This window comes from Saccharopolyspora kobensis, assembly GCF_900108315.1.
In the GTDB taxonomy this organism is placed as follows: Bacteria; Actinomycetota; Actinomycetes; order Mycobacteriales; family Pseudonocardiaceae; genus Saccharopolyspora; species Saccharopolyspora kobensis.
On sequence record NZ_FNVB01000009.1, the window covers coordinates 284,168 to 299,814 of the forward strand.

Annotated in this window: 18 protein-coding genes and 1 tRNA gene; 8 read left to right on the forward strand and 11 right to left on the reverse strand. The window is 70.4% G+C overall.

The genetic code is table 11. The features are described 5' to 3' along the window. Nucleotides 1-90 precede the first annotated feature (90 nt). From C4T78_RS28510 to C4T78_RS28525, 4 genes are all read right to left on the reverse strand, one after another. The gene (locus C4T78_RS28510) at nt 91-363 is read right to left on the reverse strand and encodes a hypothetical protein (RefSeq protein ID WP_093351753.1); all 273 of its coding nucleotides are present in this window, start codon (nt 361-363) and stop codon (nt 91-93) included. 393 nt (nt 364-756) lie between these two features. After that, nucleotides 757-966 carry a helix-turn-helix domain-containing protein gene (locus C4T78_RS28515; RefSeq protein ID WP_093151955.1) on the reverse strand — a complete coding sequence of 70 codons (210 nt, stop codon included), beginning with the start codon at nt 964-966 and terminating at the stop codon, nt 757-759. Further along, entirely contained in the window at nt 966-1,463 is a 498-nt protein-coding gene (locus C4T78_RS28520; protein WP_093351756.1) for a DUF2975 domain-containing protein, read from the reverse strand. Before C4T78_RS28520 ends, C4T78_RS28515 begins: the two co-directional genes overlap by 1 nt. A 93-nt stretch (nt 1,464-1,556) precedes the next feature. Then, nucleotides 1,557-3,209: a caspase, EACC1-associated type gene (locus tag C4T78_RS28525; protein ID WP_093351759.1), complete on the reverse strand. Its 1,653-nt coding sequence runs from the start codon at nt 3,207-3,209 to the stop codon at nt 1,557-1,559. 114 nt (nt 3,210-3,323) lie between these two features. Here C4T78_RS28525 and C4T78_RS28530 point away from each other — a divergent pair, with 114 nt between their 5' ends. After that, nucleotides 3,324-4,100 carry a sporulation protein gene (locus tag C4T78_RS28530; RefSeq protein WP_093351761.1) on the forward strand — a complete coding sequence of 259 codons (777 nt, stop codon included), beginning with the start codon at nt 3,324-3,326 and terminating at the stop codon, nt 4,098-4,100. Between the two features lie 72 nt (nt 4,101-4,172). Here C4T78_RS28530 and C4T78_RS28535 read toward each other — a convergent pair whose 3' ends face one another. The 4 genes from C4T78_RS28535 to C4T78_RS28550 form a co-directional block, all read right to left on the reverse strand. Next, nucleotides 4,173-6,176, reverse strand: a complete 2,004-nt coding sequence (locus C4T78_RS28535; RefSeq protein WP_093351764.1) for a neutral/alkaline ceramidase — start codon at nt 6,174-6,176, stop codon at nt 4,173-4,175. A 231-nt stretch (nt 6,177-6,407) separates the two neighbouring features. Next, a complete protein-coding gene (locus C4T78_RS28540) occupies nt 6,408-7,259 on the reverse strand; it encodes an SAM-dependent methyltransferase (RefSeq protein WP_093351766.1) in 852 nt (283 codons plus the stop codon). Between the two features lie 131 nt (nt 7,260-7,390). Next, complete coding sequence (locus tag C4T78_RS28545; RefSeq protein WP_143185830.1) at nt 7,391-8,446, reverse strand: hypothetical protein; 1,056 nt, start codon at nt 8,444-8,446, stop codon at nt 7,391-7,393. A gap of 224 nt (nt 8,447-8,670) precedes the next feature. Beyond that, entirely contained in the window at nt 8,671-9,693 is a 1,023-nt protein-coding gene (locus tag C4T78_RS28550) for a sigma-70 family RNA polymerase sigma factor (protein WP_093351771.1), read from the reverse strand. Nucleotides 9,694-9,756: 63 nt separating this feature from the next. Here C4T78_RS28550 and C4T78_RS28555 point away from each other — a divergent pair, with 63 nt between their 5' ends. Then, nucleotides 9,757-10,575 (forward strand): alpha/beta fold hydrolase, encoded by an 819-nt coding sequence (locus tag C4T78_RS28555; RefSeq protein WP_093351773.1) that lies wholly within the window; start codon nt 9,757-9,759, stop codon nt 10,573-10,575. Between the two features lie 76 nt (nt 10,576-10,651). Here the strand turns inward: C4T78_RS28555 and C4T78_RS28560 are convergent, their stop codons facing one another. Further along, entirely contained in the window at nt 10,652-10,867 is a 216-nt protein-coding gene (locus C4T78_RS28560; protein WP_093351776.1) for a hypothetical protein, read from the reverse strand. Nucleotides 10,868-10,934: 67 nt separating this feature from the next. On the opposite strand from C4T78_RS28560, the gene C4T78_RS28565 reads away from it, so the two are divergent. The 3 genes from C4T78_RS28565 (at nt 10,935) to C4T78_RS28575 (ending at nt 12,543) form a co-directional block, all read left to right on the forward strand. Then, nucleotides 10,935-11,540 (forward strand): TetR/AcrR family transcriptional regulator, encoded by a 606-nt coding sequence (locus C4T78_RS28565; RefSeq protein ID WP_093351779.1) that lies wholly within the window; start codon nt 10,935-10,937, stop codon nt 11,538-11,540. A gap of 516 nt (nt 11,541-12,056) precedes the next feature. Beyond that, entirely contained in the window at nt 12,057-12,263 is a 207-nt protein-coding gene (locus C4T78_RS28570; RefSeq protein WP_093351781.1) for a hypothetical protein, read from the forward strand. Between the two features lie 205 nt (nt 12,264-12,468). Continuing rightward, a tRNA-Ile gene (locus C4T78_RS28575) sits at nt 12,469-12,543 on the forward strand. A gap of 117 nt (nt 12,544-12,660) precedes the next feature. On the opposite strand, the gene C4T78_RS28580 is transcribed toward C4T78_RS28575, so the two are convergent. After that, nucleotides 12,661-13,146 carry an Lrp/AsnC family transcriptional regulator gene (locus tag C4T78_RS28580; RefSeq protein ID WP_093351784.1) on the reverse strand — a complete coding sequence of 162 codons (486 nt, stop codon included), beginning with the start codon at nt 13,144-13,146 and terminating at the stop codon, nt 12,661-12,663. A 72-nt stretch (nt 13,147-13,218) separates the two neighbouring features. Here C4T78_RS28580 and C4T78_RS28585 point away from each other — a divergent pair, with 72 nt between their 5' ends. Then, the gene (locus tag C4T78_RS28585) at nt 13,219-14,190 is read left to right on the forward strand and encodes a threonine ammonia-lyase (protein ID WP_235863491.1); all 972 of its coding nucleotides are present in this window, start codon (nt 13,219-13,221) and stop codon (nt 14,188-14,190) included. Continuing rightward, nucleotides 14,187-14,978: an NAD(P)-binding domain-containing protein gene (locus C4T78_RS28590; RefSeq protein WP_093351786.1), complete on the forward strand. Its 792-nt coding sequence runs from the start codon at nt 14,187-14,189 to the stop codon at nt 14,976-14,978. Before C4T78_RS28585 ends, C4T78_RS28590 begins: the two co-directional genes overlap by 4 nt. A 6-nt stretch (nt 14,979-14,984) precedes the next feature. Here the strand turns inward: C4T78_RS28590 and C4T78_RS37460 are convergent, their stop codons facing one another. Then, entirely contained in the window at nt 14,985-15,173 is a 189-nt protein-coding gene (locus C4T78_RS37460) for a sensor histidine kinase (protein WP_093352115.1), read from the reverse strand. Between the two features lie 2 nt (nt 15,174-15,175). Between C4T78_RS37460 and C4T78_RS28600 the strand changes: the two genes are divergently transcribed. Further along, nucleotides 15,176-15,619 (forward strand): hypothetical protein, encoded by a 444-nt coding sequence (locus tag C4T78_RS28600; RefSeq protein ID WP_093351789.1) that lies wholly within the window; start codon nt 15,176-15,178, stop codon nt 15,617-15,619. Nucleotides 15,620-15,647: the final 28 nt, after the last annotated feature.

The following is a 15,647-nucleotide window of genomic DNA, read 5'->3' on the forward strand; positions in this document are numbered from 1 at the left end:
CTGGTGTGAAGACCTTTCCGGCTGGGCGCGCGAGTGCGCCGACCGGTGGGAGCCGGTCGGCGCACTCTTCGATCAGGCGTGGATCAGACGTCAGTCGTTGAACGCCGCCGAGCTGGCGTCGCCGCCGACACCCGCGCCGCCGTTGCCCGCGGAGGCGTTGCCGCCGTCACCGCTGGACAGCAGGCTGATGCCGCTCAGGACGTTGACGCCGACGCCGCCGTTGCCGCCGACGCCGTTGCCGCCCTGGGCGTAAGACCCGGCGTTGTCCCCGTGGTGGTGCCCACCAGCGAAGGCGGGGGACCCGATCGCCAGAGCCGCGGCGCAGGTAGCAGTGACACCGATCAGACGAAGCGTAGTGCGCATTGCATGAACTCCCATCCATATTCGGGCCGTTCGGCGGCTGTCCCGGATTTCCGGGACCTGGGGGGTGCACGCCGAGCGGCAAGATGTACGGTGCATCGGTTCGGGTCGGTGCGCCTTCGCAACCACCCCATAGGGAATCTTTCGCCACCCTTGAGGATGATTGCGCCGTTCCATCGGCTGATCTGGCGGCGCGAAGCTGGAAAACCGCTTCCCCACAGCGAAAACCGTTGCGGCAGCTGGGGATAAGGAGTTTCACGATTTCCGCGCCGATCGATGAGGTGCTGGTGCCGATTTCGGCTCGCGGGATTCGGCGGCATCTCGTATGGCGGTGAATTCGCCGACGCATGCCACCGCGGACGGAATGCCGCTGCGCGAACGGTTCTCCGCGCCGGATCAGTCGTCGGGGACCCAGCGGAGGACGTCTCCGGGTTGGCAGTCGAGCGTGCGGCAGATCGCGTCGAGCGTGGTGAACCGGACCGCCTTGGCCCGGCCGTTCTTCAGCACCGCGATGTTGGCGGGCGTGATGCCGACGGCCTCGGCGAACTCGCCGACGGACATGCCGCGCTTGGCGAGCTGGACGTCGAGGTCGACGATGATCGCCATCAGATCACCCCGGCGATCTCGGTCTTCATCTCCGTCGCCTTGCGCAGGAGGCTGCGCAGGATCACCACGACCATCGCGAACGAAGCGCCCACGCCGACGCACGCGGTCGCGGCACCCAGCGCGCCGACGACCGCCATGCCGTCGTCGGGCGACGGGATCTCGGCCACCGCCAGGTGACCGGCGACTCCGGCCGCGACCAGCGTGGCCAGGAGCGTCGCGCCGATGATGGCGTCGACCCAGCGGAAGGCCCGCGAGCTGAAGATCGCGTCGCGCTGGACCATCGCGAGCAGCATCCACGCCGCCAGGAGCACGACCTGGACGCAGGCCACGCCGATGATCGCGGCCGTCGCGTAGGGCACGGCGAGCGGTGCGTACGGCGGGAAGAGCTCGACCTCGTCGGCCGCCGTCGTCGGGATGACCACGATCTGACCGAAGAGTCCGGCCGCGATCGCGCCGACGATGCCGATCCGGAGGGCGGTGATGATGAACGAGTGCATGTATCGATTGTCGATCGGTATCTATCGAAAATCAACAGATCAACTGTAGTGTGGTGACGCAGGTCACGTGCGACGTGGTCGGACCGGGCGCCGCTATTCCTGGACGACGACGTCGTTGATCACCACGTCGGCCAAGTGCTCGTTGCTCGCCGCCAGGTTCTCGTGGACCTTGTTGCCGATGACCACCAAACCCTCTCGGGAGACGGTGCCCAGCGCCGTGAACTCCACCGGTTGTGCGACGGGATCCGCGAAGCTGAACATGAGCTCGGTGGAGTGGCCCGGCATCTGCCACAGGACCCCGCTGCGGATCTGCGGTTCGGAGCGGGTCTCGACAGGCACCGCATAACCGGGCTCGCGGTCGAACCCGCACCGCAACGCGTACTGCCCGCTATCAGCGCACCCGGTCCGGTCGTAGAAGCCCGACTCCGCGAGCGCGACGAAGCTGGCCACCGCGCACGGGGCCAGCGAGCGGTTCAGCGCCACCGGGATCGGGCCGATGTTGGTGTTGATGGTGGCGTGCACGATGCCGGTCGTCGGCACCTCGCCGCTGGGCGGTGGCGGGCCGCTCGCAGCCGCTTCGTTCGGCTGGTAGGCGCAGGACTTGGTGGCCGGATCTTCTCCGGCAGTGGTGCCCCGCCCGCCGATCGCGTCGACGATCAGCGATGCGAGTGCTATCGCCGCAGCAGCGAGCGCTGCGCCGATGAGCAGTCGCCCGAACGTCAGGCGCTTTCGGCGCAGTCTCACCGGAGGCGATGTCGAGCGGGTGGGTTCTTCGGGGGCGGCGGTGCCAATGCCTCCGAGAGCGGCCTTCGCCGCAGTGGACACGGTTCGGCTGTCGTCGTCGGCGAGTTCCGCGAGTGCAGTGCGCGCAGCGTCCGCTGTGCTGGGCGTTCCTGAACTCAGCAGGGCGGCCAGCTCCTCCACGGCGGCCGATCGCACCGCGGGCAGGGTGCTGCGCGCGGCTCGGCCGAGATCGGCGGGCAAGCGGGGCGCGTTGCTGCTGGCCACGATCAAGCGGCCTTGGAACCTGCTGTCGAGCCCGGGAGTCTGGGGTTTCCGGGCCGCTCGGACTTCTTCGTAGATGAACTCGTAAAGCTCGTCGACGTCGACCAGGCCGTCGCCGTTGCGGTCGGCGGCGCCGGTTCGCAGGCCCTTGACCAGTGCTGCGGTGAACACCGATGACTGCGCGGTGCCGGTGACGGTGGAGCCGTCCGGGTCGTCCGGCTCGAAGGAGTACTCCAACGCCGAGGAGGACGTCATCACCGCGCTGCCGCGTCCGCCCAGCTGGTCGAGGACTCCGGCGTTCTCGCCGGTCCGGTGCGCAGATCCGGCCGGGAACGCGCCGGCGAAGCAGCAGTCCAGCAGGACCACGACACCTCGGGAACGGGTGTTGTCCATCTGGTTGCGGACGAACTGGGCGTTGACCGCGGTCGCGTTGAGCCGGTCGTGGCGGGAGTTGGTCATCGCCAGGTGCAGCCGGCCGTAGTCGTCCTTGATGCCGTGCCCGGAGATGTGGAGCAGGGCGAGTTCGTCCGACCGTGCTGCGGCGAAGAGGTCCTCGATCGTCAGGTTCGCCTCGTGCGCGGGCGGATTGTGCAGCGTCTCGACCTCGTACCCGCCGATGGCCGGATCGGTCAGCACGGCCGCCAGGGCGTCGGCATCGGCGCGGGGCGTCCGGAGCCGGCGGAAGGTCTTGTCCGAGTAGGTATCGGTGGCGATGAGCAGCGCGCGTCGCTTCTCACCCACGACATCACCTTCCCCAAGGCGGAAAGCGCCAGTGATGGGAGAGTAGCGAAGCCCTCAGCGCGGATTCGGCCGTTCGGCCGACTTCGGAGTCCGCGGGACGGGAGACTGGGAGGCATGTTCAAGAAGTTGTTGGCCGCCGTGGGGATTGGTGGCGCTGAGGTGGAGACCGTGCTGCACACGCCCGGAGTGCAGCCAGGTGGTGTCGTGCACGGGAGCATCCGGTTGCGCAGCGGGGAGATCCAGCAACATCTGGACGGCGTCTTCGTCGAGTTCGTCACGCGGGTCGAGCACGAGACCGCCGACGACCGGGAGCGCGAGCTGATGCGCCCCGTCGGGCGGGTCGACGTGCAGCGCGGGGTCGTGCTGGAGCCGGGGCAGGTCGTCGAGTTCCCCTTCCAGGCCCAGGCCCCGTTCGAAACGCCCATCACGCACTACAAGGACCGACCGCTGCCGGGCATGGTCGTCGCGGTGCGCACCCAGCTGGAGATCAAGGGGGCGTTCGACGCGACCGACACCGATCCGATCGGCATCGGTGCGCTGCCCGCGCAGCACGTGCTGCTGGAGGCGGTGGAGCGACTGGGCTTCCACCTGCACCACGCCGACGTCGAGATGGGCCGGTTCCGCCGGACCCGGCAGCAGCTGCCGTTCCACCAGGAGATCGAGTTCCGCGGCTCGCCGAGGTATCGCCGGATCAACGAGCTCGAGGTGTCCTTCCTCGCCGGACCGGACGGCATGGACGTGGTCCTGGAAGCCGACCGCAGGCCCGGCCTGCTCACGGGCGAGCGGGACGTCGCCAACGTCCTGCACGTCGACTACGCGACGGTGCACCAGGTGGACTGGTCGGCCGAGATCCACCAGCGCCTGGACCGGATCGGCAGCGGCTGGCTGTGAAAGAGGTCGTGAGTGCTTCGCGGTGCTGGAACACCGTTGTGCACTCACGACCCCGCCCGCCTCGACCACCGGTCAGGTGACCACGAAGGTCCTGCTGGTTCCGGTGAAGGCGCTGATCTCGCCGTTCCAGCCGTTCTTCCAGTTGCCGTGGTGGACGATCCGGTAGCGGCCCGCCGGGGTGTTGGGCGGGATGTCCCAGGTGATCTTGGCCGTCGAGGTGGCCGCGCCGCTGCGCGTCCAGTGGTACTTCGTCGACCAGTGGCGGTCGTCGGCCACGCGTCGCCACTCGCCGCCCACCTGGCGCTGCACCTCGGCGAAGGTGCCGCCGGTGCGGAGGTCGTTCTTCGGGTGGCCGGTCACGAACTCCGCGGTCACCTGCTCGGCGCGGCGGTAGCGGGCGGCCGGTTCGGTGAGCACGTCGCCGAACTCGCGGCCCGGCGGCTTGTCGTCGAAGACCACGCCCGGCTGGAAGTTGATCAGCTTGCCGCGGAGGTCGCGCGGGGTCGGGCCCGGCGGCACGGAGGCGCCGGAGCGCATCGCCGCGGCCAGCCGGGCGAACTCCTGCTGGTAGGCGGGCAGCGTGTAGCGGCCGAACAGCGTCGAGGCGCCTTCGTACTGCTGCGCGTCGTACTCCTCCGGCGTGGTCACGTACTGGCTGTAGGCGTTGGCGTAGCCCTGCACCAGCACGTTCTCCAGCGGCACGCCCAGCTCGTCGGCCACCGCCTGGCGCAGCCGCAGCCCGGCGACGATGGTGCACTCGGCGGGCACCGCCACCAGGTGCAGCTGGCCGATGCGGACCAGCTGCAGCGGCAGGACTTCCGGGCACCACGGGTAGGGCTTCATCGCGCCGAAGGGCACCGCGATCGGCTTGGGCGCCTGCGCGTCGGCGAGCCCGTCGGGGATCGGTGCGTCCGCGCCGCCGAGCCAGTCGAGGAACGGGTTGCGGATGCCCTCCGGGATCGGCAGTCCCGGGCCGTCCTCGCGGCTCCCGGCGAGCATGGACACGCCGATCGCCGCCGTGCAGGTCGTGTGCTGCTGGCCGTCCGGGGTGAAGCGACCGTCCACAGTGACCTTCGACAGGTCGACGAAGCACATCCGGTGGTCCACCGCGCCGGTGATCTGCTCCTGGGCCGCGTCGAAAGCGCGCTTGGCGGCGCGGAACTGGCGGTCGCCGATGATCCGGGTGTTCTCGAACTCGTCCTCGGTCGGGCCGGAACCGGGCGAGAGGTTCAGGTTCGGCGACATGTCGCCGGCGTTGGTCTGCGCGAAGCAGGCCACGAAGTCCGGGTCGAGCTGCTCCCAGGCGAACGCGGCGTAGCCCTTGTTGTCCGAGCTGATCAGCCGGTTCGTGTTGGTCATCGAGGTGCCGTGGGTGGCGAACCAGGTGATCGCGCCGACGTCCCGGCTGCCCTGCGCGAAGCGCAGCACGGTCACCGCCGGGTCGATGCCCAGCGGGAAGTGGTCCTTGTCCGGCTGGGGGTTGAGGTCGAAGGCGCTGCGGGACCGGTTGGCGCTGGCGTCGGTCAGCACGGCTCGCCCGAGGTGCGCGGTGCCGGGCTTGAGGTCGGCGTGCGCTCGGGAGATCGCCTCGGTGATGCCGTCCACGACGGCGTTGTAGGTCTGCTCCTGGAAGCCGAGGATCGCGAGGTCGTAGGCGGCGTAGTGCGAGTCGCCCCCGCAGGCCGCGTGCGTGTGCGTGGCGTTGAGCAGCACGTTCTGCTCGGTGTAGAGGTCGCCGTAGGTCTCCCGGAGCTTGCGCAGCACTCCTTGGTGCACCGACTGGAACACCGCGCCGAGCTCGGCGGTGACGAACGCGATGCGCTTCTCCCCGTCGGCCACCACGAACGCGCGCGCGAGGGTGCGAAGGTGGATGCCCGCGGTCTGCTGCTGGGGCATCGAGTAGCCCATCATGCCGTTCTCGGCGGCCGGGCCGGTGACGTCGGCCATGCCCCGGCCCACCAGGTAATCCCCGGTCTCGCGGACGGTTTCGGCTGCGGCGCTGGTGCCGCCGAGCGTCGAAGCGACCAGCGGTGCCGCCGCCGCGGCCGCCAGCACCTGCCTCCTGGCAACGGGCATGGGCCTGCACTCCTCGGTGAATGCGAACCAATTTCACGTTCTTGGGTGACAGGAGGCTACGTGATTCAGTTCACCCTGCCAAGGGGCATGTTCACGGCCTGGACGCGATGGCGCGACCGTCGGCGTGTCGTCGCTCGACACGCCGAAGCTCCGCGATTTCAATGGAAATCGGACGCCTGATTTCCATTGAAATCGCGTCCCACCTGGTCGGGATCGTCCGCCGGTGCGCGATCAGGCCTTCCGGCCGACGCCGCCGATGTGCATGCTGTGCGCCGGGCTGTCCGGCTCGGGGATGTCCGGGCCCGCGCGCCACTGGTTGTGCGGCACCAGTCCCGGCTCTACCAGCTCGAGGCCGTCGAAGTAGCGGATCTGCTCGTCCCAGCTGCGGAAGCACCGGCTGCCCATGCCGCTCTCGGCGAACACGCGGGACAGCTCCATGGCGCGCGGTTCGCCGTTGTCGCAGGTGTTGGACACCAGCAGGAAACCGCCGGAGGGCAACCGGTCGCGGATGCCCGCGGCCACGCCCTCGGGATCCTCCTCGTCCTCCAGGTGCATCAGGATGCCGCCCAGCAGCACGGCGAACGGCTGCGACTGGTCGATCAGCCGCGCGGTGTCCGGGTGCTCGAAGATCGCATCCGGTTCGCGCAGGTCCGCGTTGAGGAAGGTGGTCCGGTCGTTGGAGGCGAGCAGGGCGCGGCTGTGGGCGAGCACGATCGGGTCGTTGTCCACGTAGACCACGCGGGTCTCGGGCGCGATGTCCTGCGCGATCTCGTGCACGTTGCCCGCGGTCGGCAGCCCGGAGCCGATGTCGATGATCTGCCGGATGCCCGCTTCGCCGACCAGGTAGCGCACGGCCTGCCGCAGGAAGTACCGGTTCGCCTTGGCCAGCAGCATGGCCTCCGGCACCACTTCCATCATCGCCGCGGCCGCGGCCCGGTCCACCGCGAAGTTGTCCTTGCCCCCGAGGGAGTAGTCGTAGATGCGGGCGATCGAGACCTTCTCGGTGTTGATCTCCGCGGGCACGTGCTCGATTCCGGATTCGGATCCGAGGAGTCGTTCCAGCGGTCCCGGGGCTTCCGCCATCGTTGTTGTCCCCTCGTGCGAAGGCCGGAGATCGACCCAAGGTACAACATCAACTCAACGGCGTTTCGCGTTTGCCGGGAATTGTCCAGAACGACTTGAATTGGAATATTCCAGCGATCTCGGCGATCTTGTCAATACCCGAACGGCATCGCGATCACGGCCCGCAGCCGCCGCGACCACTCCCGCGCGGCTCCGGCTGCGGCGATCCGGTCGCGGTCGGATTCGGTCGGCACCAGGAAGACCTCGCCGGTCACCACGGTGGTGCCGGGCAGCGCCAGCTGGTCCAGGAACCGGTCCACATCGGGGACGATCCGCACGAGCGACCGCCGCCCGGCGGCGATCTTCCGCGCCCGGTGCGCCATGCGGTCGATGGCGCTGCGGTCCCGCCACTGCGCGAGCTCCGCGCCGTACCTCGTGGCCTGCGCGGCGCCTGCCGGGGTGGAGATCACCGGGAAGGTGTCCGCCCGGTCGTCCCGGGGCGCGTCGACGATCACGAGCTCGCCGGTGGTGATGCGCTCGGCGAAGGTGTCGATGCCGAGCATCGCGGCCCGCCCCGCGTAGCGCGAGGTCGTCGGGCTGACGACCTCCTCGTCGTGCACCGTGGCCCGCCACCGCAGGTGTCCGGGGCAGCGGTCGGTGCCGCACAACCGCCGGCGCCAGCACTGCCCACCGCGTCCGCAGTCCTCCCAGCTCGGGTGCACGACACCGGTCACGAAGACTTCGATCTCGGCGATGTCGCGGCGCTGGTTGCGCGCAGGCCGGATCAGCCGCACGCACGGCACCGCGCGCTGCGCCGCTCCCCGGATCTGGACCCGCAGGGTGAACCGGGTGCCGTCCGGGCACTCGAACCGCAGGACCGAGCTCCGGCGCTCGTTGCCCGCCTTGTTGAACGCCCGGGCCGCCCGGCCGCGCAGCATCTGCCGCACCTGCCGGTCCGACGGCTCCGGCGGCACGGGGTGGGAACAGGTGCGCCCGGCGAGGTGCGACCAGTGGAAGCCGCGGCCGGATCCGGGATTCCGCCGCAAGTAGACGGGATGGCGTTCGATGCAGCGCGCGTAGCGCCGGTACGGGTTCGCCCGGTGGGGCCGGAAGCGTTCCCGCTGGAACTTCCCGGGATGACCCAGGTCCGGTCGGTGCGCGTCCAGCTCGTGTTCGTGCTCGTCGTCGGAGAACGCGATCAGAGTCACGGCTGCTCCCCAGCATCCCGGTTTCCGGCTCGCACCCACCATGGTGCCGTCCGCGCGGAAACCCCTGCCGCGCCGCGGATCGCGCCGGGTGATCAGCACTTCGGCACCCGGGGCGCGACCTCGGCCGGACGGGGCGAGCGGCGGGGCGCCGATGGCGGATCGTCGTGTTCCGGGCGTCGCGGGCATCGCCCGACCGCACCAGCATTGCGCTGCCCGGGCGGTTTCTAGATCTCCTCGGGCAGCCCGAAGCCCGCGAACTGCTCGGCGCCGATGAACGACGTGATCTCCCGGATCAGTCCGTCGTGCAGCGTGAACACGTTGATCGACCACGGGCGGTGCGAGGTCTCGCCGTCGCGGCGCAGGTAGCAGGCCACCGCGGGTTGGCCGTTGGCGTTGACCGGGATGTGCCGCCAGGCCCCGCACGAGGAGAGCGGCACCTCGACGGCGAAGTCCATCACCGCGTCGACACCGCGGTACCAGTGCGGCAGCGGCGGCATCGACCAGGTGACGTCGGCGGTGAGCAGGGAGAGCAGGAGATCGGCGTCGCCGCGCTCCAGCGCGGTCGCGAACCCGGTGACGATCTCCTGGATCCGCCCGTCGTCGAGCCGGCTCAGCGCCTGCTGCTGGGTGCGGGACGGGACCTTCTCGGCCACGATCCGGCGGGCGCGCTGCAACGCGCTGTTCACCGACGCGGTCGAGGTGTCCATCGCCTCGGCGATCTCGGCGGCGGAGAAGCCGAGCACCTCGAACAGCAGCAGCGCCGCCCGCTGGTTGCCGGGCAGGTGCTGCAGCGCGGCGACGAAGGCGAGCTCCACGGCCTCGCGTTGCTCGTAGTGCGCCTCCGGCGCGGCCCGGCCGCTGCTGAGCCCGGCGTCGGCGTAAGGCCCCAGCCACGCGACATCGGTGAGCGGGGCGGAATCGACGACGGCGTGGGCGCTCGACGGCCCGAGGTCGACGGGCAAGGCCCGCTTGCCGCGGCTCTCGATGGTGTCCAGGCAGGTGCGGGTGGCGATGGTGTGCAGCCAGGTGCGGACGGAGCTGCGGCCTTCGAACCGCTCCAGCCCGCGCCACGCCCGCACCAGTGCGTCCTGCAGCGCGTCGTCGGCGTCGTAGGACGAGCCGAGCATGCGGTAGCAGTGCGCGTGCAGCTCCCGGCGCAGCGGTGCCACGAGCCGGTCGAACGCCGCGCCGTCCCCTGCGCGGGCCAGGGCCAGGTCGTCGGCCGTGCTGGAAGAAATCTCGCTCACGGCGATGATTCTGCCCCGGCTCCGCCGGTCAACACCGGTGAACCGATTTCTAGGAGGATCACCATGACGAACGCGCCCACCACCGGCCTGCTCCGGGTGCCCGACGGCCGGCTGCACTTCGAGGTGCGCGGCCGCGGACCGCTCGTGGTGCTGACCGGTGCCCCGATGGACGCCCGGTCCTTCGAGCCGCTGGCCGAGCTGCTGGCCGTCGACCACGCGGTGCTCACCACCGACCCGCGCGGCATCAACCGCAGCCCGCTGGACGACCCCGAGCAGGACTCGACGCCGGAGCTGCGCGCCGACGACCTGGCCCGCCTCATCGCGCACGTCGACGCCGGTCCCGCCGCGGTCCTCGGCTCCAGCGGGGGAGCGGTCAGCGCCCTGGCCCTGGCGCAGTCGCGGCCGGAGCTGATCAGCGCCGTCGTGGCGCACGAGCCGCCGCTGTGCGAGCTGCTGCCGGACCGCGAGCAGTTGCGCGAGAGCACCGAGGACATCATCGCCACCCACCTGTCCGGCGACTACCTGGGTGGATGGCGGAAGTTCCTGGCGATGGCCAACATCGACATGCCGCCGGAGGCGGTCGGCGAGATCTTCGGCGGCGAGCGCGACGCGCAGCAGACCGCCGACGACCACTACCAGCATGCGCACATGCTCCGCGGCACCTCGCACTGGACGCCCGATCTCGACGCCCTGCGCGCGGTGGCGGACCGGATCGTGGTCGGCATCGGCGAGGAGTCGGGCGGGCAGCTGTGCGAGCGCACCTCGAAGGCGCTGGCGGCGGAGCTGGGCGCCGACCCGGTGATGTTCCCCGGCGATCACATCGGTTTCGTCGGCGCCCCGGCCGAGTTCGAAGCCCGCCTCCGCGAAGTGCTGCCGAGCTAGGCGGCGACGCCGAGCACCGGGACGGCCACGGCGGTCCGCGGGACGACCGCCGAGCCCTGGTCGACGACCGGGCGGTTCACCCGCGGCTCCGGCGCCGGTGGTTCCGCTCGGCGAGGAGCACCGCGCCCGCGCCGAGCGCGGCCAGCACCAGGTTCGTCCAGGGCTGAGCTCCCGGAACGAGGTTGACCAGGAAGGCGCTCTCCGCGGGATCGGTGCCGAAGGTGCTCTGCACCAGCGGCGCGAGGCCTTGCACCAGCAGCACGACACCGACGATCCACAGCAGCGTTCGCATCGACGCCTCCTCTTTTTGGCACAGCTGTGCTGAATAGTAAACAGTACAGCTGTGCTATAAAAGTGGTGTGCCGAAGATCGTGGACCACGATGAGCGCCGGCTGGAGATCGCCGAAGCGCTGTGGCAGGTCGCTCGGCGCGACGGGATCCACGCGGTGTCGGTGCGAACCGTGGCGGCGCAGGCGCGGATGTCGCCGACGGCCCTGCGCTACTTCTTCACCACCCAGGACGAGCTGCTGGAGTTCGCCATGCACGCGGTCGCCGACCGCGTGGCGGTCCGCGTCCGGTCGCGCCTCGACGCCGCCGGAACTCCGGAGGGCGTCCGGCGGCTCCTGGAGGAGCTCGTCCCGCTCGACGACGACCGGCGCCTGGAGCAGGGCGTCTACCTGGCTTTCGTGGTGCGCGCGCAAACCCATCCGGGATTGCGCGCGGTGGGCGAGGAAGTGGAGTCGCAACTCGCCGGCCTGGTCCGCACCGCGATGGAGGCGCTGCGCGCGTCCGGCGGCCTCGGCGAGGGGCGGTCGATCGGTGGCGCGGCGCGCAGCACCTACGCGCTGCTGGACGGACTCGCGTTCCAGGGCGCGCTCTGGCCGGAGCGGCATCCGCCCAAGGAGCTCAAGAAGATCTTGCACGAGCACCTGGCCGAGCTGGCGTCGCCGCTCGCCGGGAGCTGATGCGCACAGTGGACTCGAGGTGTCCGATGCGGACGTCGCCGGGTGATGGCGGTTACACGTGCCGCACCGCAGGTGCCGCCTCCGCGTTCGCTAAGATCGGTGGTGGGTACTTCGGTACCGCAATCGGGGTGATCGGCGGCGGATGCGAACGCGGGAAGCGGTGCGCTGAGGCGGTTTTTCGCAGTCGCGGTACCCGGGCGGGAACCGTCGCGGCATCGCGGTCGAGGCGGCAGCAGTTCACCTGTCCGGGCGACTCGGGGTCGGGATGGATAACAATCCCGGATCAGTGCGCGATCATGTCCTTGCTCGACTCGCGGTCAACGTCGCCGGCGCAGATGATTTGTGCAAGCCGCGTGACCTGCGGACCGCCGATCGGCCACGCTGGTTGATCCGCCCGATTGCTGACCGAAACGAACTCGTGATGCGTTTGCGCGCAACGGGCTGCCGTTGCGCTTCGTCTCTCTAGCAGTTGGTGGTTCGTCCAACGGGACTGACTACAGGACGGGGGAAGTCAGGATGTCCGCTCCAGGGATCGGCAAGAACTCGCACCTCTCGCTGCCCGATTTCGCTTCGGTGACCAAGCTGCCGAAGCCGATCAAGGCGCTCGTCTACCTGGTCATGCTGTCGGTGCTGACCGTGGCCGGGATCGCCGCGCTGATGGCCGCGATGGTCGTCATCGGTCAGTTCACCGGCGCGTTCGACGTCTTCAGCTTCATCGGCTGAACGGCTCGCGACCAACGGGCGGCGCACCACCGGTGCGCCGCCCTTTCTCATGCCCGCGCGCGACCCGCTAGTCCGGTCGGCGCAACGCCGTGCGCAGGGCATTCGACCGGTCCGACCAACCGGCCGCTAGGCCGCTCGGCGGGTCCACCCGAAGGTCGGAACAACCCGGGACCTCGCTACGATCGCCAGTGTTGCCAACGCCACGGGGGCAGTAGCTCAGCAGGTCAGAGCAGCGGACTCATAATCCGTCAGGTCGTGGGTTCAAGTCCCACCTGCCCCACAAAACACCAGGTGGAACGGTCGCGGACTTGACGCTGCTCGGTCGGTCCGGTGGATTTCCCGGACTTCGTCCGCCGGTTCTGCGCGCTTTTCGCATCGGCGTGGAAAAGCGGATCGGTCAGGGGAGCAGGAACGCGCTCGGGAGGGTTGCGCCGCTCTTGACCGTGTCCATGAGGAACATCGTGTCGTAGCGGCGGATGTTGTCGTCGCTCTTGAACAGCTCATCGCTCAGGTCGCGGAGGGCTCGCACCGAGGTCGCCGTGAGCAGCACGGCGTAGTCCCACCGGCCCGAGAGGGCGTAGCACTGCTGGACCTCCGGCCGGGCGCGGAGCCGGTCGGCGATGCGCCGGTGGTGGTCGAGGGATTCCTCGACCAGGGAGAGCACCACGAGCGCCTGGGTCAGGGCCGGGGCGTGCTCGGCGCTGACGACGGCGACGGTGCGCAGGAGACCGGCGGACTTGTAGCTCGTGATGCGGCGCTGGACCGCGCTGGGGGACAGGCCGACCTGGTCGCCGAGCTCGCGGAGCGTCTGGTCGGCGTCGGCCTGCAGCAGGTCCAGCAGCTGCACGTCGATCTCGTCCAGCGGTCTCCTCCGGGTGCTCACGCGCAAAAATATTGCGTGCGAGCCCGAACAAAGCAAGCGGTTGCCGGGCCGGAATGCCTAGCGTCACGAGCCGTGAACCAGTTCAACGCACCCACCGATCTCGTCCTGGGCGACATCTCGCGGACCAGGACCGCCATTCCCGACTGCTTCCTGGACACCCCGCAGTACGAGGACGAACTGCTCAACGCGGTGCTCGGGCGCCGCGTCACCGTCAAGGTGGAGATCGCCAACCCCATCCGGAGCTTCAAGGGACGCGGCGTCGGCCTCGCGCTCGCCGGGCTGCCGGCCGGTGGCACGGTCGTCTGCGCTTCGTCGGGCAACTTCGGTCAGGCGGTGGCCTACATCGGCCGCGCTCGCGGCCTGCGCGTCGTCGTGTGCACGACCACCGACGTCAATCCCGCCAAACGCGCGCGCATGGCGGCCTTCGGCGCGGAGGTGGTCGAGGTCGATGGGACCGCGGAGGCGGCGCACCGCGCTGCCGAGGCCTTCGCCGAGGAGACCGGGGCCCAGCTGATCGTCGACGGTGTCCATCCGGGCGTCGCCGAAGGCGCGGCCACGATCGCCGCTGAGCTCTCCCGCGCGGGCGAGTTCGAGGCGGTCGTCGCGCCCATCGGCGACGGCAGCCTGATCAGCGGGATCGCGCTCTGGCTGCGCGAGCACGCTCCCCGCACCCGAATCATCGGCGTCAACACCACCGACGCGCCCGCGATGCAGCGCAGCGTCCAGGCAGGTCGACCGGTTGCCGTCGCGCCGGCGAGCAACTTCGCGGAGGGCATCTCGATCCCGCAGCCCCACCCCGAATCGGTCGCTCGCGTGCGGGCGCTCGTCGACGACATCGTCCTGGTCGACGAGCGCGAACTCCGCGAAGCGATGAGTCTCATCGCGCAGCACCTCTCGGTGCTCGCGGAACCGGCCGGAGCCGCCGGGATCGCGGCGATCGCCGCCGGGCGCATCCCGCACGGCAAGATCGCCACCCTCATCACCGGGGGCAATCCCCGGCCCGCTGTCGCGGAAGCCCTGCGCACCCACCTGGAGCGCGCGTGATCGAGTCCATCGGCATCATCGGAACCGGATCCATCGCCGCGGACGTCGTGGACGGGCTGTGCACCGCGCCCGAGCCGAGCCCGGCGATCCACCTCTCCCCGCGCAACGCCCGGATCGCCGAAGCGCTGGCCCGCCGCCACCCCGACGTCCACGTCTGCATCGACAACCAGTCGGTCGTCGATGCCGCGGAGCTGCTGCTCCTCGCAGTTCGCCCCGATGCTGTGCGCGAGGCCCTCACCGGGCTCCGGGTACCTGATGGCCGAGTGCTCATCAGCGCCGTCGCGGGATGGTCCGTCGAGGCGCTGCGGGCACAGCTCGATGCCGACGTGACGGTGGTCCGCTCGATCCCGCTGCCAGCGGTGCGGCACCAGCGCGGCGTCACCGCACTCCACCCGGCGCATCCGGCCGCGGAAGAGGTGTTCGACCGGCTCGGCGGCGCTCTGGCGGTCGACGACCCCACCACCTTCGACGCGCTTTCCGCCGCAACGGCGACGATCTCCACCCACCTGCACTACCTGGGCGCCGTTGCCGACTGGATCGCACGCCAAGGCATGGAGCCGCGCGCCGCGGAGAGCTACGTGCGCAGCATGTTCTCGGGCGTCAACGTCTCTCTCGCCGATCAGAGCACCGGGCTGTCCGAGCTCGGCCGAGCGCACGAAACTCCCGGCGGTAACAACGAGGCCCTGCGCGCGAGGTGGTTCGACTCGCAGAACAGGGCAGCGCTCGACGAGGCGCTGGAGCACATCCGCCGGCGGGTCGCCGCCAGCACGAGCGAATGGGCCCGGTGAGGCGGTTCAGGACCGCGGCAGGGTGATCGTCGCGGTGAGGCCGCCGTCCGGGTTGGGCGTGGCGGTGGCGGTGCCGTGGTGGCTGTGGGCGATCGCCCGGACCAGGGTGAGGCCGAGGCCGTGCCCGCCTGGGTGAGTGCGGGCGCGGACGCGGTGGAACGGCTCGAACAGCCGCTCGGCGTCCTCGGGCGTGATGCATGGTGCGGGTGGTCGCCAGCGGGGTGCGCAGCTCGTCGTCTTCGCGGATCGCCGTGGCCGTCGCCGGACTGGCCGTCATGCTCGGCGCGGGCGGAGTCGCGTTCGCCAACACCGGGGACGCACCGACCGATGGGGGAAAGCCGACGGCGATCGAGTGTCGCAAGGTCGAGCACCTGGAACCCGGTGTCCCGTTCGAACCGGCGAAGCCGGTCGAGGATGCCCCGGCGGAGCCGCTGGAGCCCGGCGCCCCCGCTGTTCCGGCGAAGCCGATCGAGGAAGCACCGACCAAGCCGCTGGAGCCTGGCGCTGGTGAGGCGATCGAGTGCAGGCAGGTGGACGGGCCGCTGCCCGGCGTTCCGTCCCACCCGACCGAGCCGGGCGCCGAGGTGCTGCCGCCCGGCACTCCCGGCGAGTCCGCGGAACAGGCCGAGCCGGTGAAGTAACCAGGCCGGGGCCGGGTGGCTCGTGGTG